The sequence below is a fragment of the Mycobacterium sp. SMC-11 genome, from assembly GCF_046250095.1.
GTDB lineage: Bacteria > Actinomycetota > Actinomycetes > Mycobacteriales > Mycobacteriaceae > Mycobacterium > Mycobacterium heraklionense_A.
This window is the reverse complement of the sequence record NZ_CP176430.1, coordinates 1,622,912-1,648,856: the sequence shown is the minus strand read 5'-3', so window position 1 is coordinate 1,648,856 and position 25,945 is coordinate 1,622,912. Positions and strand designations below refer to the sequence as shown.

Sequence of the window (25,945 nt, the reverse complement as noted above, 5' to 3'; positions counted from 1 at the left end):
CTATCTAGGTTCGGTCGCCGGTAAGCCAGGGAGTACAGATGCACGGGTTCGTACCGTTTCCCGACGAGCGGGCCACCGCCTATCGCGCGGCCGGCTACTGGAGCGGACGGCCGTTGGCATCGCTGCTCGACGACGCCGCGTCGCGCTGGCCCGGGCGGCCCGCGGTGATCGATGGAGGCGCGACGCTGTCGTACGCGCAGTTGGGTGCGGCCGCCGATCGCGCGGCGGCCGGCCTGCACCGGCTGGGTGTCGGCCCCGGCGACCGGGTGTTGCTGCAGTTGCCCAACAGTTGCGCGTTCGCGGTCACGCTGTTCGGGCTGCTGCGGGTGGGAGCCATCCCGGTGCTGTGCCTGCCCGGGCACCGTGCTGCCGAGATCGGGCATCTGGCCGCGGTCAGCGAGGCGGTCGGGATCGTGATCCCTGACGCCACTGCGGGATTCGACTACCCGGCGATGGCCGCCGAACTGGGGCTGCGGCGGCTCGTCATCGACGATGCGCCCGAGGGCTCCCGCGCGCCGCGAGTCATCCCCGATCCGGCCGCGCCGGCACTGCTGCTGGTCTCCGGCGGAACCACCGGTCTGCCCAAGCTGATCCCCCGCACCCATGACGACTACGTCTACAACGCCACCGCCAGTGCGCAGCTGTGTGAGCTGACCTCCGACGATGTCTACCTCGCGGCGTTGCCGGCTGCCCACAATTTTCCGCTGGCCTGCCCGGGACTGCTGGGCGCCATGTCGGTGGGCGCCGCCACGGTCTTCGGCGCCGATCCCAGCCCGGAGGCAGCATTCGCCACCATCGCCCGCCACCGGGTGACGGTCACCGCGTTGGTGCCGGCGCTGGCCACGCTGTGGGCCCACGCCTGCGACTGGGAGCCGCAGAAGCCGACGACGCTGCGGTTGCTGCAGGTCGGCGGCGCCAAGTTGGCCGCGGGCGACGCCCGCCTGATTCGCGAGGCGCTGACGCCGGGCCTGCAGCAGGTGTTCGGCATGGCCGAGGGGTTGCTCTGCTACACCCGGCCCGGCGACACCGCGGAGTTGCTCGACACCACGCAGGGCCGGCCGTTGTGCGCCGACGACGAGTTGCGCGTGGTCGACGAGGACGGCACCGAAGCATCCGAGGGTGAGCTGATGGTGCGCGGGCCCTACACCATCAACGGCTACTACAACGCGGCCGAGGCCAATGAGCGATCCTTCAGCCCGGACGGCTTCTACCGCAGCGGCGACCGGGTCCGCCGCCTGGCGAACGGCTACCTGGAGGTGACCGGGCGAATCAAGGACGTGATCGTGCGCAGCGGCGAGAACATCGCCGCCGACGAGCTGGAGGCGCACCTGCTGCTGCATCCGGCGGTTCGATCGGCTGCCGCGGTCGGCCTGTCGGATCAGTACTTGGGCGAAAAGGTCTGCGCCGCAGTCGTGTTCAACGGCGCACCGCTGACGTTGGCAGAGCTGAACCGCCATCTCGACGAGTGCGGCGTGGCCACCCATGTCCGCATCGATCAGCTGGCGGCGCTGCCGACGCTGCCTTTCACGGCGGTCGGCAAGATCGACAAGAAGGCGTTGGTCCGCCAGCTCGGCTGACCCGAATTCGCCGGCCTAGCCACGCTCGACGACGTTGTCGAACCCCGAGGTGCTCACGTCCGGGTTCCCGGAGCGATAGGTGACTCGGTTGTTGAGACCGGAGGCCGTGACCTTCGGTGTCGAGTCGACGGTGATGACGTTGCCGATGCCCGACACTGTCAGACCGGCGCACTGGCCGGTGAGTTCCACCGTGTTACTGACCCCGCTCACCGACACGTAGCGGCCGTCGCAGGCCAGGGTCTTGTTCTCTCCGGCTCCAGCAATGGTGAGGGTGACACTGCTGTCCGGGACCGGGACAGCAGGCGATGCCGCGACCGGTGGCGCCGGAACGGGCGCCGATTCGGGCGCTGGCGCCGCGTCGGGCGGCACGGGTATCGGGGTGAAACCGCTGGGTGTGGTGGGCCGCCCGGACTCGGAGCTGGTCAAGTCATGGGAGGCCAGGAACACTGCGACTGCGCCGGCGATCACCACTGCCGCAGCGATCACACTGACGACGACGGCGAGACCTCGGCCGTTTCCCCACCGCGACCGCGCCTGCCCGTCGACGGCAGCCGTCGGGGCGGTCAGTTCCACGGGTCGGGCGAAGTCCGACAGCGGGCGCTCCAATTCCCGTATCCGGGCCTCGGGATCGTCGTCGGCGTTCACGCCTGAATGATCGCACTAAATCGATGGCAGTGGCCCGCTACGCCCGGCTCCGCCGCGCTTGCGACCACTGCCAAGTGCTAACCGGCGTGGATCTGCCATCCGGCGGCATCGTTCTGCTGTCGCCAGAATTCGTCGAAACGTCCACCGGCCGCCCGCAATTCGTCGATCGTCCCGTCCTCGATGACCCGGCCTCCATCGATGAACAGCACTCGGTCGGCCTGGGAGATGCTGGCCAGCCGGTGCGCGACGATCACCCGCGTGCGCGGGCGCAGTTCGGAACTCAGCGCGGCGACGATCGCGGCCTCATTCTCGGTGTCCAGCGCGCTGGTCGCCTCGTCGACCAGCAGTACCGGCGCGGGTTTGAGCAGCGCCCGGGCGATGCTGACCCGTTGGCGCTCACCGCCGGACAGTGCCGCGCCGGCTTCTCCCACCCTGGTGTCGGTGCCGTCGGGCAGTCGGGCGACCAGCTCGTCGACGCGGGCCAATTCGGTGGCCCGCTGGAACGATTCCTGATCGGCGTCGGGGTTTCCGACCAGGACGTTGTCCCGGATCGTGCCGTCGAGTAGGTAGGGATGCTGGAACACCACGCTGGTGGCGGCCCGCCGTGACGTGGCGTCCAGCTCGGTGGCGTCCACCCCGTCAAGCAAAACCCGCCCGCCGGTGGGCTCATGCAGTCCGGCGATCAGGGACAAGATGGTGCTCTTGCCCGAACCGGACGGTCCGACGATGGCCGTGGTGGTGCCGGCCTGCAGGGTGAAGCTGACCCGGTCGAGCACCGGGGCGCCCGCCGAGTCGTAACCGAACGTGACGTCGTCGAACTCGATCCGCGTGGCACCGGCGTCCTCGGGGGCGCGACCGGGGCCGACCGTCACCTCGGGCGCGGTGAGCACAGCGCGAATCCGCTCGAGGGAGGCCCGCGTCGACTCCAGAGCCGGCGCCAGCTCGCTGATGACGGTGAACGGTTCCAGATAGCGCGCCGCCACCACGATCAAGGCGATGGCCTCGGGAACGCTGAGCGTGCCGGTCACGGTCAGCGCGGTGGTGCTGCCTGCCAGCAGGATGAGCGCGCCCTGGCTGGCCAGGCTGAACAGCAGTTGCCCCGGAATCTGCATAAGCAACAGCCGCATCGCCGCGCCATGCTGGGCGCTCAGCGCCTGCCCGACGGTGCTGCGCTCGGGTTCGACGCGCCGCGCCGCGCGCAGCGCCTGCTGGGTGCGGGCGAACTCGATGATCCGTTCCGTCAGGGCGGTATTGGCGTCGCCGGCCGCGGCGTCCGCGCGGGCGCTGAGCCGATTGGAGGCCCACAGCGCCCCCAGCAGCAGCGGCACCCCGCCCAAGGCGGCGACGCCCAGCTGCCAGGACACCCCGAGCAGGGCCAGGGCGATCGCCGGCGGCAACAGGATCGCGCTGATCAGTGGGGTCAGCAGATTGACCACCAGGCTCACCAGTTCGGGGCCGGTGGCAGCGATCGCCTGTCGCGCGTCCGCGGTGTTCGCGGGCGTGAGCCAGCCCAGCCGGACGCCGGGCAGCCGGTCGGCCACGTCGTGTTGGGTGTGGTCGAGGACGGCGAAGCCCAGGTCGAATCCGATTCGGGCGCAAGCGAAGTCGATCAGCCAGCCCGCGACGGTCGCCACCGTCAGCCAACCCAGCCAGGCCACCGCCCGGCTCGGGGTCTCGGAGAACAACGCGCTCACCAGCGGGACCAGCAGCACCGTGCCGGCCGCCCGCACCGCCACCGACAGCAGCGTCAGCGCGGCGTAACCGAACATCCGGCCGCGGCGGTCGTGCGGGATCAGCTGGATCAGGGTGCGGATCATCGGCTCGCCTCCGCACCGACGGTGACCGCGGCGCGGCCGGTCTCCCACAACTGCAGGTAGCGTCCCTGCGCGGCCAGCAACTGATCGTGGCTGCCCTGTTCGATGATGCTGCCGTGATCCAGCACGACGATCTGATCGGCACCAGTGATCGTGTGCAGCCGGTGGGCGATCACCAGCACGGTGCGATCCCGGGTCAACCTGTTCAACGCTTGCTGCACCAGGTATTCCGATTCGGGATCGGCGAACGCGGTGGCCTCGTCCAGGATCAGCACGGGTGTGTCGGCGAGAATGGCACGGGCGATGGTCAGTCGCTGCCGCTCCCCGCCCGACAGCGCCGCGGCGGCACCGAGCACGGTGTCGTAGCCCTCGGGCAGCCGCAAAACCCGGTCATGGATCTGGGCTGCACGGGCCGCGGCCTGCACCTGCTCATCGGTGGCGTCTGGAACCGCCAGTGCGATGTTGTCGCGCACCGTCCCATGCACCAGTTGGGTCTCCTGCAGGACGAATCCCACCCGGCGGTAGAGCTCGTCGGCGGTCAGACACCGGATGTCTTGACCGTCAATCGATATCGATCCGGACTCGACGTCGTGGAACCGGGCAAGCAGCGCGGCCAGGGTCGACTTACCCGAGCCCGACGGGCCAACCAGGGCGGTCACCGTGCCCGGCCGCAGCGACAACGACACGTCGCGGATCACCGGAACACCCGGGCGATAGCCGAAGGTGACTGATTCGAAGCGCACCGTCCCAGCCGCGTCTACCGGTGCCGAATCATGCTGCTCGACGGCGAGTTCGGGTTCGTCCAGGGCGATCTGTAGCCGCCGGGCCGCCAGCATCCCGCCGCGAATACCGCCGACCCCCAGGCCGATACCCAACAGGCGGGCGCCGAAGGTGGTGCCCAGCAACACGAACGGCAGCAGGTTCACCGGGTTCATTCGGCCGGAGATGATCAGCGGGGTGCCGGTCAGCATGATCAGCCACAGGAACGTCGACGGGCGGGTGACCAGATCCATCAGCGTCTTCTTGCCGATGAAGGGCCGCTGCCAGTCCACGAGAAAATTGATGTATTCGTCGAGACGGCGGCGGAAGGTGGAGGCGGCGGCCCCGCCGAACACCCGGATCACCGGCTGACCCTCCAGGTAGGTGCCGGCTTCGCCGTTCATCCGCTCAGCCCAGCGTTGCGCCTGACTGATCTTGGGGCCGGACTGGGTCATCATCACCGACATCAGCACCATGTAGACCAGCACCGGCACGAACAGCACCAGCGCCACCCGCCAGTCCACCACGAACAGGTAGACCAGCACCGCGACCGGTGCCACCACGGCGGCGACGGCGTCGGGGATGGCGTGGGTGACCAGATAGTGCAGTGACAGGGTGTCGTCGGCGACCAGTTGCTTGATCGAGCCGGATCCGCGGGCGGTGAACCAGCCCAGTGGCAGCCGTGCCAGCTTGCTCAGCAGTCGAGTACGCAGCGCGCTGGCGAAGCGGGCGTCGACGACGTGCAGCCACAGCGTCAGAGCCGCGCCCAGCAAGGTGCCCAAGCCCAGCAACGAGAGGGCGGCGATTCCGACCGTCCACAGCCGTGCCTCGTCGGCGCCGGCGACCAACAGTCGGGCCAACTCCACCAGCAGCACGAACGGGGCCAACTGCAGCAGGGTGATCAGGGCCTGCAGGACACCGGAGATGATCAGCGGCACCCGCAGCTGACCGAGCAGCCGTCCCGCCGCCTGCGCACGCCACGCCCCCTTGGCGTTGACGCTGGGCTCGCCCGGCGGTTCAGTGAGTCTCGACGAAGGAGAGGCGAAGCTGGGACCGCCGCATGAACCAGGCTCTGCACTGGCGCTTGTGTCGGGGGCCGGCACAGTCAACGGCGCAGGCTCCGGCTCACGCTGGGTGCCCATGGCACGTCCGGCGGTCCAGTAAGCCTGCGCGTGGATCTCGGATTTGGGGAAACCGAACTCGTCGCGCAGCCGGGTCCGCAGCGCCTTGAGCGTAGCGGCTTCCGGCGTGGCCCAGGCATACCAGTCCGACCAATCCCGGGCCTCGATCGCCGCGGCCAGCGAGCTTGCATCCCGGCGGGGCACCCAGTGCACACGCAGCCGGGGGTGCTCACGCAGCGGGATCAGCAGATCGTCGTCCTCGTGCTGTTCGAGGTAGAGCTCGATCGGAACATCGGGCGCGACGGTGCCGATGATTCCGTTGATTCCCGGAATCGACGCCGAGTCCCCCATCAATAGGTAGCCGGCGGGCTGCGCGTCGGCGTCGGGCACCTCGAAGCGCGACGAGCCCATCAGCGACATCGCCGAGATGGTGGCTCCGGCCTCCACGGTGCGGGCCCAGCGGGTGGCCGGGCCGGCCGGTTCGTGCAGCACCATGTCGACCGCGAAGCGTCCGCTCTCAGCGTCGCCCTCGGCGATGGTGTACGCGCGCTGGAATTCGGTGTCCGATCCGTCCGGGTCCGGGAACCAGAACCGCAGCCAGGCACTGGGTTCGACGGCCGCGTCGGTGAACAGGGTGGGTGAATGCATCCAGACTCGGATGCAATGTGGAGCGATCCAGCTGGTCTCGAGCACCGTTACGGTGTGGTCTCGAGCACCGAAGCCCCGCAGAATCGCACCCTGCAAGCCGCGCGCCATCACGGTCCTTTCGCCAACGGTGGCCCACCCCGCGGAGTCGGGCTCGGCGCCCCGCCGCCAAGTCGAACCTAGGTTACCCTACCCTCACTTACCCGAACAGATGCTCGGGTAGGCTCACTGCTCGTTATGACTGACGCCGCAACCATCCTGCACCGCGAGCTGACAGACCTATCCGACGAGGTCCGCCGCGTCCCGCCGCCCCCGATCCCGGTGCTGGCCGAGCCTTACACGATCCGGGTGGCCGACCCGGACGCCGACGCGGAGATGATCTCCGAGTGGATGAACCGTCCCCATCTGGCGCAGACGTGGGAGTCCGCCTGGCCGCCGGAGCGCTGGCACGCCTACCTCACCGCCCAGGTCAACGGGAGCTATTCGCGGCCGTTGGTCGTCAGCCGGAATGGACAAGACGGCGGCTATATCGAGATCTACCGGGCGGCAAAGGATTCCATCGCCAAGTACTACGCGGCCGACCCGCATGATCTGGGCATTCACGCTGCCGTCGCCGATACCACGGTGGTCAATCGCGGTTTCGCGGCAATCTTGTTGCCGCGCATCATGAAATACGTCTTCGAGCTCGAGCCGCAGTGCCGTCGGATGATGTTCGAACCCGAGTACCGCAACACGGCCATGCGCCGGCTGGCCGAATATGTCGGCGGCGTCTTCCTCGGCGAACACGACATGGGTTATCGCAAGATGGCGCTTTATGCGGTGCTGCGCTACCCCGACGACGACCCGTTGTCGAACAGCTCGGCGTAGCCGTCATAGTCGGGGCGCATCCCGGCTGCCACCAACTCCCACAGCACTTCGTCGGTGCCGCCGCCAACACGGGCCAGCTTCATGTCCCTCCACCAGCGCCCGAGCGGCGTCTCGTCGACCAGGTAGCCGGCCCCGCCGAAGATGTGCATGCATTCGGCGATCACCTCTTCGCCCAGCCGCGCCGCGGTGACCTTCATCGCCGCGGAGGTCCGCAGGTCGAGTTTGCCGCCGGCGGCAAATCCGTTGAGCCCGTGACGAAGCAGGTCGACGCGGGCCTGCAGGTCGGCCATTCGCAGCCGCAGGGCCTGATGCTCGAACAGGGTGGCACCGAACTGGGTGCGGTGCATCATCCGCGCGTGGGTGATGCCGAGAATTTTCTGGGTCGACGAGGCGACCTGCCCGGCGATCGACATGCGCTCATGCGCCAGACCCCAGGAGATGGCGGCCAGCCCGGTGCCCGGCCGAGCGATCAAAGCGTCGGCGGGCACCCAGGTGTCGATGTCGACCGGTGCGGTGTCCAGCGGGCCCGCCCCGACCTTGCTGAACGGCTCGTGTACCTGCACCTGATCGGTCGGCACCGCGATCATCATGACGTTGCCGTGCCGGCTGTTCTCGTCGTGGTCCATGCTGCGCGCCAGCACCAGGATGTGGTCGGAGATGGGCGACAGCGACACGAACTTCTTGCGGCCGCGCACCTCGAAACCGTCGCGCACGGAACGGGCTTCGGTCTGCACGCGCTGCAGGTCCGATCCGCCGGATTCCTCCGAGGCGCCGATGCACAACACAGCTTCGCCGCGGATGGCCCGCTGGCAGATGTCCTTCAGATACTCGGATCGGCCGAAGCGGTGCAGAATCGAGATCGACGAATCCTGCAGGCTCACACCGACTCCGATGCCGGCAGACCCGAGCCGTCCCAGCGCGTAGGCCAGCTCCAGCAGTTTGGCGACATCGGTGGGCTGCGCGCTCGCCCACTTCTGGGTGAAGACTCCCGCCCGGCCCAGGTGTTCGATCAGCTTGCGGGGAAAGCGCCCGCTGTCCTCGGCTTCGGCCGTCCAGTCCACGACCTGCTGGTCGAACACCTCGTTGAGCAAGCCGCGGTAAGCATCGATATCCGAGACATCCGACTCCGCAATCACCTGAGTCACTTCATAACCTCCATGTTGCGTTTGACCTCGAGCCGCCGCAGCTTCCCCGACGACGTCCGGGGCAGCGAACCCGGCGCCAGAAACACCACATCTGCGGGCACCACCCCGCACTGAGACGCCACCCGCGAGATCAGGTCGGCACGCGCGCCGGCCTCGTCACGGCCGCGGAACTCCGCGGCGATCACCAATCCCGGGCGGATTCCGTCCGTGCCGACGGCCACCACGGCGCCCTCGCGGACCCCACGTACCTCGGCGGCAACCCGCTCGATCTCGGTGGGAAACACATTGCGCCCGGCGATCGAGATGATCTCCTTTGCCCGGCCACAGACCACCAGGCCGGCGTCGGTGAAGTAGCCGAGGTCGCCGGTGGCAAACCAGGCGTCCGGGTCCAGCGCCGGCTGGCCGAGGTAGCCCGACATCATCGACGTTCCGCGGATCTCGATCTCACCGACCTCGCGCTGCGGCAGCTCCTCGTGGCGCTGCGCCACCGGACTGATGCGGACCTGCATCCCGGGAATCGGCTCCCCGAGCACCGCATGCCTGCGCACGGCCTCGGCGTCATCGCTTGCCGCACCGAAGATTTCGTCGTACTGCAGACCGGTTCCCGGCCGTGGTGCGGTCACCGCGCAGGTGGCTTCGGCCAGCCCGTACGACGGGGTGAGGGCACCGGGATCGAGGCCGTATTTGGCGAGCTCGGCGACGAAGCGCTGCAGCCCCGCGCAGTCGACCGGCTCGCCGCCGTTGATCGCGACCCGCAGCCGACCCAAATCCACTTCGGGGACTCGTCGGGCGTACTTGCCGATCACGGTGTAGGCGAAATTGGGCGCGGCGGTCATGGTGGCCCGGCTGTCGTGCAGCCAGCTCAACCATCGAAACGGCGAGGCGGCGAACGCCGCGGTGGGCGCCAGCCACTGCTCCGAGCCGGTCAGCGCGGCGCTGAGCAAGAAAGTCAGCCCCATGTCGTGATACAGCGGCAGCCAGCTGCAGCCGACGTCGTCGGCCGGATCGACCCCGACGTGCTTGCTCAAACCGGAGACGTTCGCCAACACCGCGGCCGGTGACAGCTGGGCGGTACGCGGGGTACCGGTGGACCCGGCGGTGCCCTGCAATACCGCGGGCACATCGGTGCCCGCGGTGACCGGGTTGACCGAGCGGCCACTGCCGGCGGCCGCGGCGACATCAGCCACCGCCGGACCGCGATCACTCTGCTGCGCGCCCAGCAGGTCTAACACCGATCCGTGGCTCAGCACGGTGCCGACCCCAATGCCGTGGAAGCGATCCAGCGTCGCCTGCGCCCATTGCTGGGGATCAGCGCCGCGGACCGGTCCGGGCAGGATCGACACGCTGCGGCCGGCCAGCCAAGCACCCTGGATCGCGGCGATCAGGTCTGCGGTCGGCTCACCGACCAGCCCGACAGCCCCAGCGTCATCGGCATCCAGAATCCGGGCGGCCACGCTTTCAGCGCGGGCGTGCACCTGCTGCCACGGGTGGCGATTCCATGCTCCGGCCTCGGGGTCGAAGACCACCAGGTCGTGTTCCGACCCGGTCATCGCCCGGGTCAGGGCGCCGGCCAGCACGCTCACGCGTCGGCGGGGGCTTTCGCCCGGATGGCGGCCTCAAGGTCCCCGACTGTATCGCAGTTCAACAGGTCTTCCTCAGACAGCGCGACACCCAGCCGATCCTCAATGGCGACCATGCCGATCGCGAACGCCACGGAATCGAGGCCGACGTCGTCCACCAGCCGCGACTCCGGCGTCACGCGGTTGAGGTCGACCTGCAGGTCGTCTCGCAGGATCTCGCGCAGCGCGGCGTTGATGGCATCGGGGGAGGAAGCGCTCATGTTGAGGGACGCTACACCAAACTCCGAACTAAGGTTAGCTTGCCCTATCTTGTGACTCCGGACACTTAGGGTAAGGCAAGGCTTGCCTGATGTTTGTTCCTATGGTTAACGTTGGCCCGCGTTCTACATAGACAGGAACCTCATTTCAGATGAGGTCACAATAAGGAGAAGCAATGCAGCTCGCCATGGCCGCCGGTTCGACCGACCGCGGCACCGCCCTTAACACCCGCGCCACGGGCCTGCTGGCCGCGGGTGTCGCCCTGGCCGGCGCCGGCGTGATCGCCGTCAACCCGGTCGCCCCGATGATCAGCACGGTCGCCCACCAGCCCGCGGTCGCGCTCACCGCCACCACGGGCGAGAACCTCGACCACATCATGGACCTGCTCACCGGCCCGAACCCGGTCTTCACGGCTCTCGGTGAGCTGGGCAGCTACTACGGCGAGACCACCAGCAACAGCTTCGAGGGCGTGATGAATGGCCTCGAGATCATGTGGTCCGGCGGCGGCCAGGTCAAGGGCCTGGAGGTCATCATCCCGCAGGTCATGGAATTCCTTCAGCAGGGTGACTTCACCAATGCCTGGAACCTGATCAACTGGGACATGTTGTTCAACATGAACAACATCTTCCAGCCGCTGTTCGACCACACCGTGCGTGGCACCGGCGAATTCGTGCCCGGGGTGATGGGCATCGGCGCCGACCTGACCCACGTATGGGCGAACCTGCAGGAGATCTTCGGCGACTTCAACTTCTGGAAGACCTCCGCCAAGTACCTGACGGAACCGCTCATCGGCTTCATGTTCGCATTGTCGGAGAACCTGACCGGCCTGCCCGACGGCGTGGAACACGCGGTGCAGGACCCGTTCGACGCACTGCTCAACGGCTACATCACCTGGGACTCCGACACCGGCGAAGACACCGGCCAGTGGTGGGGCCTGCTCACCGAGCAGGGCACCTTGTCGTACTTCCTCGACTTCCTGCCGGGCAAGTTCGCCGACGCGTTGACCTCCACCATCCCGGTGCCCGAGGTGGACGTCGACCCCGGCGATGCGGCTGCGGCCGCCAGCCTGCTCGACTTCGGTTGGCTCGACAGCCTGTTCAACTAAGCAGTACCGCACCACCGGTCTCGCGCGAGCGCTGGAGATCCCAGCGCTCGCGCGGCACCAGAGCCGGGTTCGCGTCCCATCGGGCCCGGACCCGGCTCAAAACATTGCCATTGACTAATGGCACCATTGACTGTTGACTCAGTCGCATGATCCTTGGCCGATCGCCGAAACGCAGCCATGGAGCCTCCGCCGTCGTCACCGGCGCCGGAAGCGGCATCGGAGCCGCCTTCGCCATCGAACTGTCCCGCCGCGGCAGCGCCGTGGTCTGCAGCGATATCGACGATGAGGCCGCCCAGCGCACCGTCGAGGCCATCGCAGACGCGGGCGGTCGCGCCACCGCCGTGCACTGCGACGTCTCGAAAATCGACGAGGTCACCGCGCTGGCCGACGCCGCGCGATCCTGGTTCGGCCACGCCCCCACCCTCGTGATCAACAACGCCGGCGTCGGCGCCGGCGGGCAGCCGATCGGCGAGATGGCGCTGGACGACTGGAACTGGACGCTGGGCATCAACCTATGGGGCCCGATCCACGGCTGCCACGTCTTCACCCCGATCCTGCGGGAATCAGGCCCCGAGCAACCCCGCGGCATCATCAATGTCGCTTCCGCCGCATCGTTCGGTGCCGCCCCGGACATGGCGGCCTACAACGTCAGCAAGGCTGGCGTGCTATCCCTGTCGGAGACCCTGGCAGCCGAATTGTCCGGTACCGGCATCGGTGTCACCGTGCTGTGCCCGACGTTCGTCAAGACGAACATCGTCGAATCCGGCCGGATCACCGCGCAATCCAGTGAGGCGGCGAACCTGTTGATGCGTTGGACCGGGCTCTCCGCCCAACGGGTTGCCCGCGACTGCTTGGACACCCACGACCGTGGCGGGCTGTACTGCATGCCGCAGCTGGACGCCAAGATCAGTTGGAACATCAAACGTTTCGCTCCGGAAACATTCACCCGAACCATCGGGTTGGCATTCCGTGCCAGTGCGGCATTGCCAGGTCGGTCCAACTGAAGGAGATCACGATGGCTCTCGACATGGACGTCATGCTCACCAAGATCAAGGATCGGCAATGGGCACTAGCCGATATCGACTGGGACGCACCGGGAGCCGAGCTGATCCGCCCCGAGATGGCACCCAAGCTCAAGAAATTCATGGCCGACCTGTGCTGGATCGAGAACATCGGCGCCCGCGGCTTCGCGGCCATGGCGCGCAAGGCACCCACCGCCACGCTGGCCGAGATCTACCGCTACTTCCATGCCGAGGAGCAACGCCACGCCAACGCCGAACTGGCACTGATGAAGCGCTGGGGCATGCTCGAAGCTGACGAGATGCCCGAGCCCAACGTCAATATCCGGTTGGCGATGCAATGGCTCGACGACTACTCCGACGACTTGCCGCTGTCGATTCTGGGCACGGCGATCCCGATGCTGGAAGTCGCACTCGACGGTGCCCTGCTCAAGTTCCTGCTCGACGAGGTCGACGACCCGGTCTGTCATCAAGTGTTCGAGAAGATCAACAACGACGAATCCCGGCATATCGCTGTCGATTTCGAGGTGCTGGAGATGATCGGGCACGCCAACGCCCGCAGGCTGGCGATCGAGTTCGTCGGCACCGTGGCCTCCCCCTCGCTGATCGTCGGAGCGCTGATCTCGATCCCGCTGCTCAACCGAATCCGTAACGAGGTCATCGGCATGGGACTCGACCCCCAGCGGCTGTACTCGGCACTGATGCGTTTCACGCAGTTCGGTGAGCGCGGCGAACATACCCGGCGGGTGCCGGCCTACCAGGTGATCAAGCGCTACTCCGGCTGGATGGCCAACCCGGACAGCCCGTATCACCTGCTGGCCAACCCGACGGTGTGGCTGTCCGGCTTCTACCCCAAGCGCCTGCTCAAGCCCATCCCGAGCTGGTTCAAGGAACTCACCCACGAACCGGCGGCCTGACGTGGCCCGCGGGCACATCTACCAGACACTGATCGTGGGCGCCGGCTTCAGCGGAATCGGCGCGGCGATCAAGCTCGCCGAAGCGGGCCTGGCCGGCGACGACGAAATCACCATTCTGGAGCGCAGCGATCGGGTCGGCGGCACCTGGCGCGACACCCGCTATCCCGGTGCGGCATGCGATATTCCGTCGCTGCTGTACTCCTTCTCCTTCGTCGCCAACCCCGCGTGGTCGCGGGCCTACCCTTCGGCCGGCGAGATCTGTGCGCACATCGAGGAGATGGTCGACCGGTTCGACCTGCGCCGCCGCATCCGGTTCGGCACCGAGGTCACCGGGCTGGTGTTCGACGAGGTTGCCGGCGTCTGGACGGTGTCGGCGGGGCGCAAGAAATTTCGGGCCCGCACCGTGGTGCTGGCCTCCGGCCCGCTGCCGGACTCCAGCTTCCCGGCCCTGCGCGGCTTGGAGACCTACACCGGTCACAAGATTCACAGCGCCCGCTGGGATTCCGCCTACGACTTCACCGGCAAACGGGTCGCGGTCGTCGGCACTGGCGCCAGCGCGGTGCAGATCATCCCGGAGCTGGTCGGGCAGGCCGGATTCGTCAAGGTCTTTCAGCGCACCCCAGGTTGGGTGATTCCCCGCCTGGACATGGCCATGCCGGCGGCGGTGCAGGAATTATTCGCCAAAGTCCCCGCGGCCCAACAGCTTGCTCGCCAAGCCCTGTTCTGGGGGCACGAGGCCAGCGCCACCGCACTGGTGTGGAACACCCCGCTCAGTGGATTGGTCGCTCAACTGGGCAAAGCCCACCTGCGCGCGACGGTCAGGGATCCGTGGCTACGTCGCCAGCTCACCCCGGACTTCACCCCCGGCTGCAAGCGCATGCTGATCTCCAGCGACTACTACCCGGCATTGCAGCGCGACAACTGCAAGCTGATCTCCTGGCCGATCGCCACGCTCAGCCCGTCGGGCATCCGCACCAGCGACGGCGTGGAACACCACCTGGACGCCATCGTGTTCGCGACCGGCTACGACGTGCACCTGACCGGCCCGCCGTTTCCGGTCACCGGACTGGGCGGCCGGTCACTGGCCAGCGACTGGAGCGGCGGCGGTCAGGCCTTCAAGAGCATTCAGACCCACGGCTACCCGAACCTGTTCTTCATGACCGGCCCCAACTCCGGGCCGGGACACAACTCCCTGCTGGTCTACGTCGAAGGCCAGATCGACTACGTGGTGCGTGCCGTCGGCGCGATCCGTCGGGGACACCTCCGCTATCTGGACGTGCGTGAGGCTGTGCAACGCCGCCACAACGAGCAGATTCAGCGACGGTTGGGCAAGACGACCTGGATGTCGGGCTGTCGCAGCTGGTACCTGACCGAGGACGGTTTCAACGCGTCGATGTACCCCGGGTTGGCAACGCAGTATCTTCGGCAGATGCGCAGTTTCCGCCTTACCGACTACCACGCGGTGGCATGACCGCACCGGATCGTCCCGCCAAGCCCGACTCCATCGCCGGGGTGCTGGCGAATCTGCGGCGGATCCCCCGCCGGGTGCGGCGCGAGTCCCGCGAGGTGATCGAGGCCGCGGTGACCCAGCTCTTCGAGATCGTGGTGCGCCATCCGGGCGGCAACACCGCATCTCGCGAGTACCGGATCGACGACCTGGCTCGACTGGGTGGCACTACCACCCGCAACGTGCGGGTATACCGGGACCGGGATCTGCTCCCCCCACCGCGACGGGTCGGGCGGATCGCGCTGTACAACGACACGCACCTGACCCGGCTGCGGCTGATCACCTCGATGCTCGACCGCGGCTACACCATCGCGCACGTCAAAGAGATGATCGGCGCCTGGGAGCAGGGCAAGGACCTCGGCGACATCCTGGGGCTGGAAAGCGCGATCGCCGGTAGCTGGACCACCGAACGGCCCGAGACCATGTCTCGCGCGGAGGCCGAGCAGCGAATCGGCGACCCGCCGGCGATGCGGCGGCTGGTGGCGCTCGGGGTGATCCGCCTCAACGAGGCCGACTCGCTGGCCACCATCACCCGGCCCAAGCTGATCGATGCCTTCAACGAGGTTCGTGGCTACGGCATCGCGATCGACAAGCTGATCGACCTCTACGAGCAATCATTGCCACACATCGACGCGATCAGCCAGATGCTGGTGCGAGCCGGCGCCGAGCACGTCCTGACCCGGATTCAGCCCGGTGCGCCACTGCCGGCCGACACCGAGATCGCCGAGCTGATCGGCATGTTGGTGCGGTTCCGCACCCAGGCCGTCGCATCCGTGACCGCCACCCTGGCCTCGTCGATCGAATCGACCATCGAGTCGATGGTCAGCGGCCTGCTCACCGAGTCTCTGCTGCACTGACCCGCGTCGACACGCTCTAGGCCAGGGCCAGGAACAGCTTCTCGAGCTCGTCCTCGGTGAGCGGCGCCTTGCCGTCGGCGGATTCACCGGCCAGGCATTCGCGAAGCCCACTAGCGACGATCTTGAAGCCCGCCCGGTCCAGCGCCCTCGAGACCGCGGCAAGCTGGGTGACCACGTCCTTACAGTCGCGGCCGCCCTCGATCATCGCGATCACTCCGGCGAGCTGGCCGTGGGCACGGCGCAGCCGGTTTAACACCGACTTGACGCTGTCTTCGTCATCAAGCACGTAGGGTCCTCTCCCCGAGCCGCCTGTTATACCCTACAGGGTATCTCACCGAGCGGGTGGGGCCGAAGATTCAGCGCTGGGCGATCAGATATGGCGCTAGGGTGGCCAGCTTCTCGCAGGTCTCCTCGAACTCCCGCTCGGGCCGCGACTCGGCGATGACGCCCGCCCCGGCTCGCAACCAGCAGCGCCCGTCCCCCTCGTAGGCTGCCCGCAGGGTCAACGCGGCGTCGAGGCCACCGTCAGCCGAGAACATCACCACCGCGCCGGAGTACAGACCTCGCGGGCACTCGTCGAGCCGCAGGATCGCGTCGATTCCGGCCGATTTGGGGATCCCGGACGCGGTGACCGCCGGGAACAGCGCTTCGAGGGCATCCATCCGGTCCCGGGCGGGATCCAGCCGCCCGCGCACCGTCGACCCCAGGTGCTGCACACTCCCCCGCTCGCGCACGGTCATGAAGTCGGCAACGACGGTACTGCCGGGCTCGGCGACCTCGGTGATCTCCTCCACCGAGGTGCGGACCGAGATGGCGTGCTCCACGATCTCCTTGGCATCGGACTCGAGCTCGGCCCGAACCACCGCGTCGATAGCGGGATCGCCCGTGCGGGCACGCGTCCCGGCCAGCGGCTCGGTGACCACCACGCCGTCGCCGCGCACCTCGGCGACCAGCTCGGGACTGTACCCGAGCGCCCGGATCCCGCCCAGCCGCAACAAGAATGACCGAGCCGGAGTGTTGTGCCGCCGGCCCAGTCGGTAAGTGGAAGGGAAGTCCAGCGCGAACGGCACTTCGACGCAGCGCGACAGGATCACCTTGCGGTAGTCACCGGCGCGGATCTCCTCGACCGCGGTCGCCACCCGATCGCGATAGCCGGCACCGTCGATGTCAACCACAACCGGCGACGGCTCGGCCAGGGCGGGAACGCCGTCGGCCAACAGCCGCTCCAGCACCGCGACTGCCCGATCGCTGTGGCCGAACAGCTCGACCTTGTCAGCGGTGACCACGATGCGGGTCTGCGGCCAGAACACCCGCGCCAGCGCGGCACCCGGCGCCAACCGTTCCTGCAGCCCGAACCGGTAGGTGCCGAATTCGAAAGCCACCCAGCCGAATACCTCAGTGGCCTCGAGCAGCAACCGGTCCACTGCCTCGCCGAGCACAGCGGCCGGCCGGCCCCGCCAATGTTCGCGACGAACCACCCCGTCACGGACCGTGCGCAGCTCGTCGCTGTCCAGCTCGACGGCGGCGCGCACGCCGGCGGCCAGGGTCCAACGTCCACCACGCTCGTAGAGCAGGTATTCCTGACCGTCATGCTCCGGCAGCTCAGCGGCCAGCGCGGCAGCCAGATCAGCCGGCTCGACGCCCGGCGGCAACAGCACCGACGTCGTAGCTTCGGAGACTGTTTCGACACCGACCTCTGACACGGTTTGTAAATGTAGCCTAACCTACCCAGTGACGTGCGCCTCGCCCCACGAATCCCGTCGGTAGCGCTGGGTCATACGACGCGACCCGCTGCGCCCGGCTCCGCCGCGCTTGCGATCGCTCGGCGCCATCAACGCGACCCGCTGCGCCCGGCTCCGCCGCGCTTGCGATCGCTCGGCGCCATCAACGCGACCCGCTGCGCCCGGCTCCGCCGCGCTTGCGATCGCTCAGAACGCCTTCAGCAGCGCCGTTCGCGCCTTGACATGCAATTGCTCGAACTTGGAATTGCGCTGCCGCTCCATCTCCGCAGTCATCCGATTGCCCAGCTCTTCCAACTCGGTCTCCGACAAGTCGACCGGCGCCGGAGGGGGCACCAGATCGCGCTCCTCCTCGTCGGCATGGGCCTCCAGGACGGTCAGGAAGGAGTTCCACTCGTCGACATGCCGAGGCGAGCTGGACGGCGTCCGCAACGCCACCGCAAGCTGGTCATAGATCTGCCGGTGCTCGGCGTGCGCGATCGCGATCAGCTTGCTCGCGGCCGCCAGTGCCGGGTAATAGATGTCGTCCTCGATGCGCATGTGGATGGTGAACTCCCGCAACAATTCATCGAGAGTCTGCTGCCGTTCCGCCGAGCCAACCGGGGCGGCCTTGAACCGGGAGCCCAAGCCGCGCAGCACGTTGTGGTGGGCCCGCAGCACGTCGTAGGCGTTGCTCACTGGGCAATCTCCTTCTCGGTCGCAATTTTGGGGCACTCCAGGGTCTGCGGGGCAAGATATTTGACCCGCCCCTCACCAAGCGGTGTCACCGCGCCGTCGCGCAGCTCGACCATCCCGTCGCGCACCCGAGCCTGGTAGCAGGGCAGCGGAGCGGCAGACGGTCCGCGCAGCACGGCACCGGTTTTCACGTCGAACTGCGAGCCGTGCCACGGGCATACGATCCGGCCGCGGTCGACCCAGCCGTCTTCCATCGGCGCGGCCAGGTGCGGGCACAATCCGGCGAATGCCGAGACGCTGTCGCCGGTGCGGCACAGCACCACCGCGACGCCGTCGACGTCGATGCGCTTGGGTTTCTTGCCAACCGGAAGTTCCGCCTCCGGAAGCACCGGTGTCCAGTCGTCGATGCGCAGCCGATCACCGGACTGGTCGATGCCGATTCCGGAGCCGAATACCAGCGCGCCGCCCAGGAACCCGCTGGCGGAGGTGATGCCATAGCCGACCGCACTGGTCACGATGCCCCGCAGCTGGCGTCCCCGGCGGCGGTCCCGCCAGGACTGGATGTAGAGACCCGTGGCGACGAGGTTCAGCACGCCGTGCACCAGCCCGATACGCCGATCCTTGTCGTGGGTGTGCTGCCAGTCGGTCACCCCGGTGGCCGCGGAGGCAAAGTTGGCCGCAATCCCCAATCCCAAGGCGCGCTGGGCGAATCGAGACGCCTCAAGCACCTCCGCCGCGGACCTGCTCGGCAGCAGACTCAGCGCATCCAGGGCGACGGTCGTCCCGATGGCACCGGTGGTCAGCGATGCCAACGGCGGATGCACGGGGTGCCCCAACCACACGCCGTTCAAAAAGTTGGTCACCCGATCCCGGGCCCCGCCCAAGGCGTTGAAACCGAAGCTCAACACGTTCTCCAGCCGGTAGCTGGGCCGGTCCATCCACTCTTGTCGTCCCAGAACCTCCAACACTCGCCCGCCGACGCCGTGCGCTTGGCCGGAGGCGCCTCGCGCCCGTTGAACTGCCATCCCGTCGGCCCTCCATCTGCCCGGGCCATACTTTTCATCGTCCCTCGTTTGCGGAGTCATATACCGGAGGGTATCCGCATCTACGATTTCCCACAAGTAACGGATTACGATATTGCTGCTCGCTTCCGCTAGTCGAGGCGAGCGGCGCCGAGGCTACATCTCACGTCTAGATGAAAACTGTTAGTTACCATTGCATATACTGCCCAGCAGGCCGTCGCGCCGAGGTCCGAATGCCAGATCTTGCAACGTCAAGACATGATTGCTGTGAATATGTTGACAGGGCATTCCACCGACAGTCGGGCAGCGTTCATCAAACCGCATTTGCGGTCTGATCATTTGCCGCTGCCCAGCCCGACGAAGCAGTGACACCAGCCCCTCCGCCTGGATTGCAGTGACACGTTACGAGCGTTCACAATTCGGTATCAGTCCTCACACAACGGTTGGCAACGACGAGATCCGCGCGGACTATGGAGTCATGCTAAGTATTCGCAAACTCGTGGGATCGATGTTCGTAGCGACAGCCGCCGCGGCGATCGCGCTCGCCCCGACAGGCGTGATGCTGATGACCGGCTCGGCGGGCACGCCCGGCCAGACCGCGGTCGCCCAACCGCACGGATCCGGTGGCCCGGACGGCAACGGCGGAGGAAGCGGCTGTGGCCATGACGCCGGGTGGCAGGGCTGTGGCGGCTTTATCCCCGGCCAGGGTGGTTTCGGCCACGGCTGCTTCAACGGCATCTGCGGCAGCTGGGACGGCGGCCGCGGCTGGTTCAGCGGCTAAACCCCGCCGCGCTTGCGATCGCCGCTAGCCCCATGGCGACGACCCGCTGCGCCCGGCTCCGCCGCGCTTGCGATCGCCGCTATCCCCATGGCGACGACCCGCTGCGCCCGGCTCCGCCGCGCTTGCGATCGCCGCTAGCCCAGCAGCGAACGCACCACCGCGTCGGCCAGCAGCCGACCGCGATCGGTCAACACCAGCCGCGCACCGTCGGTGTGCAGTAGCCCGTCGCCGATCGCGGTCGCGGCGCGCTCACGCTCCCGGGCATCCAGATCCGCCAGCGCCAGTCCGTCGCGCATCCGCAGCCGCAACATCACGTCCTCGGTGTGCCGGTCGGCGTCGGAGAGCTCCTCGAAGCCGGCCACCGGCAGGACGTTCTGCTCCAGCAGCTGCGCGTAGCTGTTGGGGTGCTTGACGTTCCACCAGCGCAGCTCACCGTCGTAGCTGTGCGCGCCCGGGCCCGCACCCCACCATCGGCCGCCGTTCCAGTAGCCCAGGTTGTGCCGGCAGGCTGCGCCGGGCCGGCTCCAGTTGGACACCTCGTACCAGTCCATCCCCGCCGCCCGCAGCCGTGCGTCGACCAGCTCATAGCGATGCGCCGCCACATCACCTTCGGGAGCGGGTAACTCCCCGCGCCGCACCCGACGGGCCAGCGCGGTGCCGTCCTCCACGATCAGGCTGTAGGCCGAGACGTGATCCACACCCGCCTCGAGCGCGGCGTCCACCGAACGCAGCAGATCGTCATCGGTCTCGCCGGGGGTGCCGTAGATCAGGTCGATGTTGAGGTGCTCGAACCCGGCAGCACGCGCCTCGCGCGCCGCCGCTACCGGCCGACCCGGCGAATGGATCCGGTCCAGGGTGGCCAGCACGCGCGGTGACACCGATTGCATGCCCAGCGACACCCGGGTGTAGCCGGCGGCAAGGATCGTCTCGAAGAACTCCGGCGACGTCGACTCGGGGTTCGCCTCGGTGGTGACCTCGGCGTCGTCGGCCAGTCCGAAGTGCTTGCGCACTTGGTCGAGCACGCGCGCCAGCCGCGGGCCGCCCAGCAGCGACGGCGTGCCGCCTCCGACGAATACCGTGTCAGCCGGCCGGCGCCCCAGCCGGGCGGCGGCCAGTTCCAGTTCCTGGTCCAGCGCCGCCACCCACGCGTCCGGGTTTGCGCCGCCGAGCTCCGCCGGGGTGTAGGTGTTGAAGTCGCAGTAGCCGCACCGGGTGAAACAGAACGGCACGTGCACATACACCCCGAACGGGCCGTCCTGGCCGCGCCGGACCGGCGCCACATCGGGCAGCGCTACGGCAGTCGGGGTCGGGGTCATGAGGCCCGATCATCCCACGCCGTCGCGGGCGGCGCTGTTCGCCGGCGCCTCAGTCTGCTGGCGCGCCGGTCCCTGGGGTGTCCTCGTAGAGCGTCGTCACGTAGTGGGTCAGCGAGCCGACCGGCGCGGCCGCGGCGGCACCGCTGCGCGCCACGCATCCCGACCAGGCCCCGGGACCCCGGCTGGCCATGATGCGCTTGGCGACGGCGATCTGCTGTTGCTTGGTGGCCTGCGAGGGCAGTCCCACCCCGCCGTTGGTGTCCCAGTCCCCCGCGCTGATCTGCAGCCCGCCGTAGCCGCCGTCGCCGGTATCGGCGGACCAGTTCCCGCCGGACTCGCACAGGGCGATGGCTTCCCAGTCGATCGGGTCGGCGCTCGCCGCACCGGACAATTCGGCGGCTCCGACCAGCAGCACCCCGGCCGTCAGCGCTGTGAACTTCCTCATACCAACTCCACCTTGCTGGCCAGCCAGCGGCCGTCAACCTTGTCCATGGTCATCCGGATCCGGCTGTGGTCGAGCACGGGTTCGGGGTTGTCGGCGTTGCGCACCGCCTGGTCGACCAGCAGCACCACCACAGCGTGGTTGCGGTCGGCAGATTTCAGCACCGCCTCGGCGACGTGCCCGCGTGCCGTTGCCCTGTTTTCGATCAGTTGCTGACGCAACCGCACGCTGGAGCGGGTGTGCATGGTCCGGAACTGCCCGGTCGATCCTTCGGTGATGTCGGCGAAATTGCGATCGACGTTGTCGGCGTCGATATTGCTCAACCGCAACACATATGCCTCGGCGGCCTCCAGGGCCTGCTCACCCGCGAGGTGGGTTTGGTAATGCTGGACCGCCAGCCATCCGCCGCAACCGACGGTGGCCGCCAGCGTCGCCACGGCCAGCCAGCGGCGCAACTGAGCACGGCCACTCGTGCGCGGCGGCGGGTCGGCCACCGGCAGTGGTTCCCACGCCGGTTCCCATCCGAAGTCGACACTCACCTAGCCCCACCCGCCTTCCGATCGGCTGTTCGTCTGCGGTGGTCCGGCGCCGGGGCATCGCCCCCGAGCCGTTCCCATCCGCTCCCCCGGCCCGACCGCCGTAGCATCGAGCACCAGATGAGTTTTGCTCACGCTGATCACAACTTTGCGCCGGTAAGGAAGATTTTCGGCATCCATGGCATAATCGGCGCTGTGACCGCCGCCTACTGCACCTCGTCCGGGGTTGCCTTGGTGGCTCGGCGGCATATCGATTTCAAGCGTGTTTGCAGCTGTCGCTGTCTGCCTTGATGTCGTAGAACCGCCCACCTGTATTTTCCAGCTGGCCGCCGGATCTGCGCCGCCGGAGACAGTCGCCGGTGAACTGCGCTCAATCCCGCCGGCTCCTCTTTGAAGGAGAATCGATGACCGCCACTCCGACTGCTCCCCCGAGCAAGGCCAAGCGCAGCGAGGCCCAGTGGGCACTCGGCGAGACCGAACCGGTCAACCACAACGAGCAGTTCAAGCAGGAAGACCCGGCGCTGAACGTGCAGGCCCGGATCGTCGACGTGTACTCCAAGCAGGGGTTCGACTCCATCACAAAGGACGACCTGCGTGGGCGCTTCCGCTGGATGGGCCTCTACACCCAGCGTGAGCAGGGCTATGACGGCACCTTCACCGGCGACGAGAACGCCGACCTGCTCGAGGCCAAGTACTTCATGATGCGGGTGCGCTGCGACGGCAAGGCGCTCTCGGCCGCCGCGATGCGGACGCTGGGGCAGATCTCGGTCGACTACGCCCGCAACACCGCAGACATCTCCGACCGCAACAACCTGCAGTACCACTGGATCGAGATCGAGAAGGTCCCGGAGATCTGGGAGCAGCTGGACGCGGTCGGGCTGCAGACCATCGAGGCCTGCGGCGACTGCCCGCGTGGCCTGCTCGGGTCGCCGCTGGCCGGGGAATCGCTGGACGAGGTGCTCGACCCCTCCCCCGCGCTCGACGAGATCGTGCGCCGGTACATCGGCAACCCGGAGTTCGCGAACCTGCCGCGCAAGTTCAAGACCGCCGTCTCCGGTCTGCCGGACGTCGCCCACGAGATCAACGACATCTCCTTCATCGGCGTCAACCACCCCGAGCACGGTCCCGGCCTGGACCTCTGGGTCGGCGGCGGCCTGTCCACCAACCCGATGCTGGCCCAGCGCCTGGGCGCGTGGGTGCCGCTGGACGAGGTGCCCGACGTCTGGGAGGCCGTCACGAGCCTGTTCCGCGACTACGGCTACCGCCGGCTGCGGTCGAAGGCCCGGCTGAAGTTCCTGGTCAAGGACTGGGGTGTTGAAAAATTCAGGGAAGTTCTCGAGACCGAGTACCTCAAGCGGCCGCTGATCGACGGGCCGGCACCCGAGCAGCACACCGCGACTGTCGACCACGTCGGGGTGCAGAAGACCCGCAACGGCCACAACGCGGTCGGGGTGGCCCCGATCTCCGGCCGGGTGAACGGCGCCACGCTGCTCAAGGTTGCGGAATTGATGGAGCAGGTCGGTTCCGACCGGGCCCGCTTCACCCCGTACCAGAAGCTGGTCATCCTCGACGTTCCGGACGACAAGGTCGACGGCCTGGTGGCGGAGCTGGATGCGCTGGGCCTGCCGGCGAACCCGTCGCCGTGGCGACGCAACCTGATGGCCTGCACCGGACTGGAGTTCTGCAAGCTGTCGTTCGTCGAGACCCGGGTGCGCGCCCAGAGCCTGGTCCCCGAACTCGAACAACGCCTCGACGACCTCAACGCCGTCCTCGACGTGCCGGTCACGGTCAACATCAATGGGTGCCCGAACTCGTGCGCCCGCATCCAGGTGGCCGACATCGGGTTCAAGGGCCAGATGATCGACGACGGCAACGGCAATTCTGTCCCCGGCTTCCAGGTGCACCTCGGTGGCAGCCTGGGCGCCGACAGCGGGTTCGGCCGTAAGCTGCGCCAGCACAAGGTCTACAGCGACGAACTCGGTGACTACATCGAGCGGGTGGTGCGCAACTTCATCAAGCAGCGCAGCGCCGGTGAGCGTTTCGCCCAGTGGGCGGTGCGTGCCGAAGAAGACGATCTGCGATGAGGTCCCATAGCGAAGCGGAGTTGCGTGAGCTGGCCGCCAAGGGCGCGGCTGAGCTCGACGGCGCCAGCGCCACCGAGCTGCTGGAGTGGACGGACGCAAACTTCGGCGGGGTGAATGGCCCCCGTGGAGGGGCGACTTGCAACTACGTGGTGGCCTCCAACATGGCCGACGCGGTGCTGGTGGACCTGGCGGCCAAGGTCCGCGCCGGGGTTCCGGTGCTGTTCCTCGACACCGGTTACCACTTCGCCGAGACCATCGGCACCCGCGATGCGGTGGAGGCGATGTACGACATCGCGTTGGTCAACGTCACCCCGGAACAGACCGTGGCGGAGCAGGATGCGGCCCACGGCAAGGACCTGTTCGGATCCAATCCGGCACTGTGCTGCCGGCTGCGCAAGGTCGAGCCGCTGTCCCGCACGCTGCGCAACTACTCGGCGTGGGTCACCGGGTTGCGCCGGGTGGAAGCACCGACGCGTGCCAACGCACCGCTGATCAGTTACGACGACCAGTTCGGGCTGGTGAAGATCAACCCGATCGCGGCGTGGTCCGACGAGGAGTTCGACGCATACATCGTCGCCAACAACGTGCTGGTCAACCCGCTGATCGATGAGGGTTACCCGTCGATCGGCTGCGCGCCGTGCACGATCAAGCCGGCGGCCGGTGCCGATCCACGCAGCGGACGCTGGGCCGGCCTGGCCAAGACCGAATGCGGGCTTCACGCGTCGTGACCACAACGCTGGTGCTGACCGCACACGGCAGCCGGGACCCGCGCGCGGCGGCCAACACCCATGCGATCGCCGGACACCTGCGCCGGGTCGCTCCCGAGTACGCCGTGCGAGTGGCGTTCTGCGAACACAGCACTCCGAACCTGCGCGGTGTGCTGCGCGAAACCGGCGGCAACGCCGGCGGCGACACCATCGTCGTCCCCTTGCTGTTGGCCAGCGCCTACCACGCCCGCGTCGACATTCCGGCGATGATCGCGGAGTCCGGCGTCGCCGTGCGGGTCGCTCCGACTCTGGGCGAGGACAGCCGCCTGGTACAGGTTCTCGGTGAACGCCTGTCGAGCGCCGGTGCCTCGCGGTTCGACCCGGAGCTGGGCGTGGTGGTGGTCGCGGTGGGCTCGTCGCGTCCAGCGGCCAACGCCCAGACCGCCACGATCGCAGCCCCGCTGTCTCGCGGAACGCGTTGGGCCGGAGTCGAAGTCGCCTTCGCCACTGAAGGTCCCCAGCCGTCGGTGCCCGAAGCCGTCGAACGGCTGCGCGCCCGCGGTGCCACCAAGCTGATGATCGCCCCGTGGTTCTTGTCCCACGGCAGAATCACCGACCGGGTCGCCGCCTACGCCGCACAGGCGGAAATCCCGGTGGCCGAGCCGCTCGGCGCGCACCGCCTGGTGGCCGCGACCGTGCTGGACCGCGTCGAAGACGTCCTGACGGCACAGAGCGCGGCCTGACGAACGACGGTCCGCCCACGACCGCTCCGTAGTGAAACCCGTCACAGCGCTCATCGCCACCCTTCGCCCTTAGTATGGTTAGCC

Annotated in this window: 25 protein-coding genes; 12 read left to right on the top strand and 13 right to left on the bottom strand. The window is 67.9% G+C overall.

What is annotated here, in order from left to right:
• The first annotated feature begins 38 nt into the window (after window positions 1–38).
• Window positions 39–1,577, top strand: coding sequence for a (2,3-dihydroxybenzoyl)adenylate synthase (locus tag ACKY0X_RS07800; protein WP_409428970.1), 1,539 nt, complete (start codon window positions 39–41; stop codon window positions 1,575–1,577).
• A 15-nt stretch (window positions 1,578–1,592) separates the two neighbouring features.
• On the opposite strand, the gene ACKY0X_RS07795 is transcribed toward ACKY0X_RS07800, so the two are convergent.
• The 3 genes from ACKY0X_RS07795 to ACKY0X_RS07785 form a co-directional block, all read right to left on the bottom strand.
• Window positions 1,593–2,222, bottom strand: coding sequence for a DUF3060 domain-containing protein (locus tag ACKY0X_RS07795; RefSeq protein WP_409428969.1), 630 nt, complete (start codon window positions 2,220–2,222; stop codon window positions 1,593–1,595).
• 77 nt (window positions 2,223–2,299) lie between these two features.
• Complete coding sequence (locus ACKY0X_RS07790) at window positions 2,300–4,039, bottom strand: ABC transporter ATP-binding protein (protein ID WP_409428968.1); 1,740 nt, start codon at window positions 4,037–4,039, stop codon at window positions 2,300–2,302.
• Window positions 4,036–6,672, bottom strand: coding sequence for an ABC transporter ATP-binding protein/permease (locus ACKY0X_RS07785; RefSeq protein WP_409428967.1), 2,637 nt, complete (start codon window positions 6,670–6,672; stop codon window positions 4,036–4,038). The genes ACKY0X_RS07790 and ACKY0X_RS07785 overlap by 4 nt, the downstream gene beginning before the upstream one ends.
• Window positions 6,673–6,798: 126 nt before the next feature.
• Here ACKY0X_RS07785 and ACKY0X_RS07780 point away from each other — a divergent pair, with 126 nt between their 5' ends.
• Entirely contained in the window at window positions 6,799–7,428 is a 630-nt protein-coding gene (locus tag ACKY0X_RS07780; protein ID WP_409428966.1) for a GNAT family N-acetyltransferase, read from the top strand.
• Here the strand turns inward: ACKY0X_RS07780 and mbtN are convergent.
• Genes mbtN through ACKY0X_RS07765 form a run of 3 tightly spaced genes read right to left on the bottom strand, consistent with a single transcriptional unit; the run spans window position 7,389 to window position 10,461 of the window.
• Window positions 7,389–8,561 (bottom strand): mycobactin biosynthesis acyl-ACP dehydrogenase MbtN, encoded by a 1,173-nt coding sequence (mbtN, locus tag ACKY0X_RS07775; protein ID WP_409429545.1) that lies wholly within the window; start codon window positions 8,559–8,561, stop codon window positions 7,389–7,391. The two genes, ACKY0X_RS07780 and mbtN, sit on opposite strands and share 40 nt — an antisense overlap.
• 8 nt (window positions 8,562–8,569) lie before the next feature.
• Window positions 8,570–10,156 carry a long-chain-fatty acid--ACP ligase MbtM gene (gene mbtM / locus ACKY0X_RS07770; RefSeq protein WP_409428965.1) on the bottom strand — a complete coding sequence of 529 codons (1,587 nt, stop codon included), beginning with the start codon at window positions 10,154–10,156 and terminating at the stop codon, window positions 8,570–8,572.
• Window positions 10,153–10,461, bottom strand: coding sequence for an acyl carrier protein (locus tag ACKY0X_RS07765; RefSeq protein ID WP_409429544.1), 309 nt, complete (start codon window positions 10,459–10,461; stop codon window positions 10,153–10,155). The genes mbtM and ACKY0X_RS07765 overlap by 4 nt, the downstream gene beginning before the upstream one ends.
• Window positions 10,462–10,586: 125 nt before the next feature.
• On the opposite strand from ACKY0X_RS07765, the gene ACKY0X_RS07760 reads away from it, so the two are divergent.
• The 5 genes from ACKY0X_RS07760 to ACKY0X_RS07740 all read left to right on the top strand — a co-directional run bounded on the left by ACKY0X_RS07760 (window position 10,587) and on the right by ACKY0X_RS07740 (window position 15,816).
• Entirely contained in the window at window positions 10,587–11,516 is a 930-nt protein-coding gene (locus ACKY0X_RS07760; RefSeq protein WP_409428964.1) for a hypothetical protein, read from the top strand.
• Window positions 11,517–11,662: 146 nt separating this feature from the next.
• The gene (locus tag ACKY0X_RS07755; RefSeq protein ID WP_409428963.1) at window positions 11,663–12,520 is read left to right on the top strand and encodes an SDR family NAD(P)-dependent oxidoreductase; all 858 of its coding nucleotides are present in this window, start codon (window positions 11,663–11,665) and stop codon (window positions 12,518–12,520) included.
• An 11-nt stretch (window positions 12,521–12,531) separates the two neighbouring features.
• On the top strand, window positions 12,532–13,452 hold the full coding sequence (locus ACKY0X_RS07750; RefSeq protein WP_409428962.1) for a ferritin-like domain-containing protein: 921 nt from the start codon (window positions 12,532–12,534) through the stop codon (window positions 13,450–13,452).
• Window position 13,453: 1 nt separating this feature from the next.
• Window positions 13,454–14,923, top strand: coding sequence for a flavin-containing monooxygenase (locus ACKY0X_RS07745; RefSeq protein ID WP_409428961.1), 1,470 nt, complete (start codon window positions 13,454–13,456; stop codon window positions 14,921–14,923).
• The gene (locus ACKY0X_RS07740) at window positions 14,920–15,816 is read left to right on the top strand and encodes a MerR family transcriptional regulator (RefSeq protein WP_065040286.1); all 897 of its coding nucleotides are present in this window, start codon (window positions 14,920–14,922) and stop codon (window positions 15,814–15,816) included. The genes ACKY0X_RS07745 and ACKY0X_RS07740 overlap by 4 nt, the downstream gene beginning before the upstream one ends.
• 16 nt (window positions 15,817–15,832) lie before the next feature.
• Here the strand turns inward: ACKY0X_RS07740 and ACKY0X_RS07735 are convergent, their stop codons facing one another.
• The 4 genes from ACKY0X_RS07735 to ACKY0X_RS07720 all read right to left on the bottom strand — a co-directional run bounded on the left by ACKY0X_RS07735 (window position 15,833) and on the right by ACKY0X_RS07720 (window position 19,255).
• On the bottom strand, window positions 15,833–16,102 hold the full coding sequence (locus ACKY0X_RS07735; RefSeq protein ID WP_409428960.1) for a metal-sensitive transcriptional regulator: 270 nt from the start codon (window positions 16,100–16,102) through the stop codon (window positions 15,833–15,835).
• A 70-nt stretch (window positions 16,103–16,172) separates the two neighbouring features.
• Window positions 16,173–17,519 (bottom strand): salicylate synthase, encoded by a 1,347-nt coding sequence (locus ACKY0X_RS07730; RefSeq protein WP_409428959.1) that lies wholly within the window; start codon window positions 17,517–17,519, stop codon window positions 16,173–16,175.
• Window positions 17,520–17,744: 225 nt separating this feature from the next.
• Window positions 17,745–18,233: a hemerythrin domain-containing protein gene (locus ACKY0X_RS07725; protein WP_409428958.1), complete on the bottom strand. Its 489-nt coding sequence runs from the start codon at window positions 18,231–18,233 to the stop codon at window positions 17,745–17,747.
• Complete coding sequence (locus ACKY0X_RS07720) at window positions 18,230–19,255, bottom strand: Rieske 2Fe-2S domain-containing protein (protein WP_409428957.1); 1,026 nt, start codon at window positions 19,253–19,255, stop codon at window positions 18,230–18,232. The genes ACKY0X_RS07725 and ACKY0X_RS07720 overlap by 4 nt, the downstream gene beginning before the upstream one ends.
• A 505-nt stretch (window positions 19,256–19,760) precedes the next feature.
• Between ACKY0X_RS07720 and ACKY0X_RS07715 the strand changes: the two genes are divergently transcribed.
• Entirely contained in the window at window positions 19,761–20,033 is a 273-nt protein-coding gene (locus ACKY0X_RS07715) for a hypothetical protein (RefSeq protein WP_409428956.1), read from the top strand.
• A gap of 134 nt (window positions 20,034–20,167) precedes the next feature.
• Here ACKY0X_RS07715 and hemW read toward each other — a convergent pair whose 3' ends face one another.
• Genes hemW through ACKY0X_RS07700 form a run of 3 tightly spaced genes read right to left on the bottom strand, consistent with a single transcriptional unit; the run spans window position 20,168 to window position 22,330 of the window.
• A complete protein-coding gene (gene hemW, locus ACKY0X_RS07710) occupies window positions 20,168–21,349 on the bottom strand; it encodes a radical SAM family heme chaperone HemW (protein ID WP_409428955.1) in 1,182 nt (393 codons plus the stop codon).
• Between the two features lie 49 nt (window positions 21,350–21,398).
• On the bottom strand, window positions 21,399–21,794 hold the full coding sequence (locus tag ACKY0X_RS07705; RefSeq protein WP_409428954.1) for a transglycosylase family protein: 396 nt from the start codon (window positions 21,792–21,794) through the stop codon (window positions 21,399–21,401).
• Complete coding sequence (locus tag ACKY0X_RS07700) at window positions 21,791–22,330, bottom strand: hypothetical protein (protein ID WP_409428953.1); 540 nt, start codon at window positions 22,328–22,330, stop codon at window positions 21,791–21,793. Before ACKY0X_RS07700 ends, ACKY0X_RS07705 begins: the two co-directional genes overlap by 4 nt.
• A gap of 117 nt (window positions 22,331–22,447) precedes the next feature.
• Here ACKY0X_RS07700 and ACKY0X_RS07695 point away from each other — a divergent pair, with 117 nt between their 5' ends.
• The 4 genes from ACKY0X_RS07695 (at window position 22,448) to ACKY0X_RS07680 (ending at window position 25,861) form a co-directional block, all read left to right on the top strand.
• Window positions 22,448–22,618 (top strand): Ms4527A family Cys-rich leader peptide, encoded by a 171-nt coding sequence (locus ACKY0X_RS07695; protein ID WP_350223005.1) that lies wholly within the window; start codon window positions 22,448–22,450, stop codon window positions 22,616–22,618.
• 113 nt (window positions 22,619–22,731) lie between these two features.
• The gene (locus ACKY0X_RS07690; RefSeq protein ID WP_409428952.1) at window positions 22,732–24,411 is read left to right on the top strand and encodes a nitrite/sulfite reductase; all 1,680 of its coding nucleotides are present in this window, start codon (window positions 22,732–22,734) and stop codon (window positions 24,409–24,411) included.
• Window positions 24,408–25,139 (top strand): phosphoadenylyl-sulfate reductase, encoded by a 732-nt coding sequence (locus ACKY0X_RS07685; RefSeq protein ID WP_409428951.1) that lies wholly within the window; start codon window positions 24,408–24,410, stop codon window positions 25,137–25,139. Before ACKY0X_RS07690 ends, ACKY0X_RS07685 begins: the two co-directional genes overlap by 4 nt.
• A complete protein-coding gene (locus tag ACKY0X_RS07680; protein WP_409428950.1) occupies window positions 25,118–25,861 on the top strand; it encodes a sirohydrochlorin chelatase in 744 nt (247 codons plus the stop codon). Before ACKY0X_RS07685 ends, ACKY0X_RS07680 begins: the two co-directional genes overlap by 22 nt.
• The last annotated feature ends 84 nt before the right edge of the window (window positions 25,862–25,945 follow it).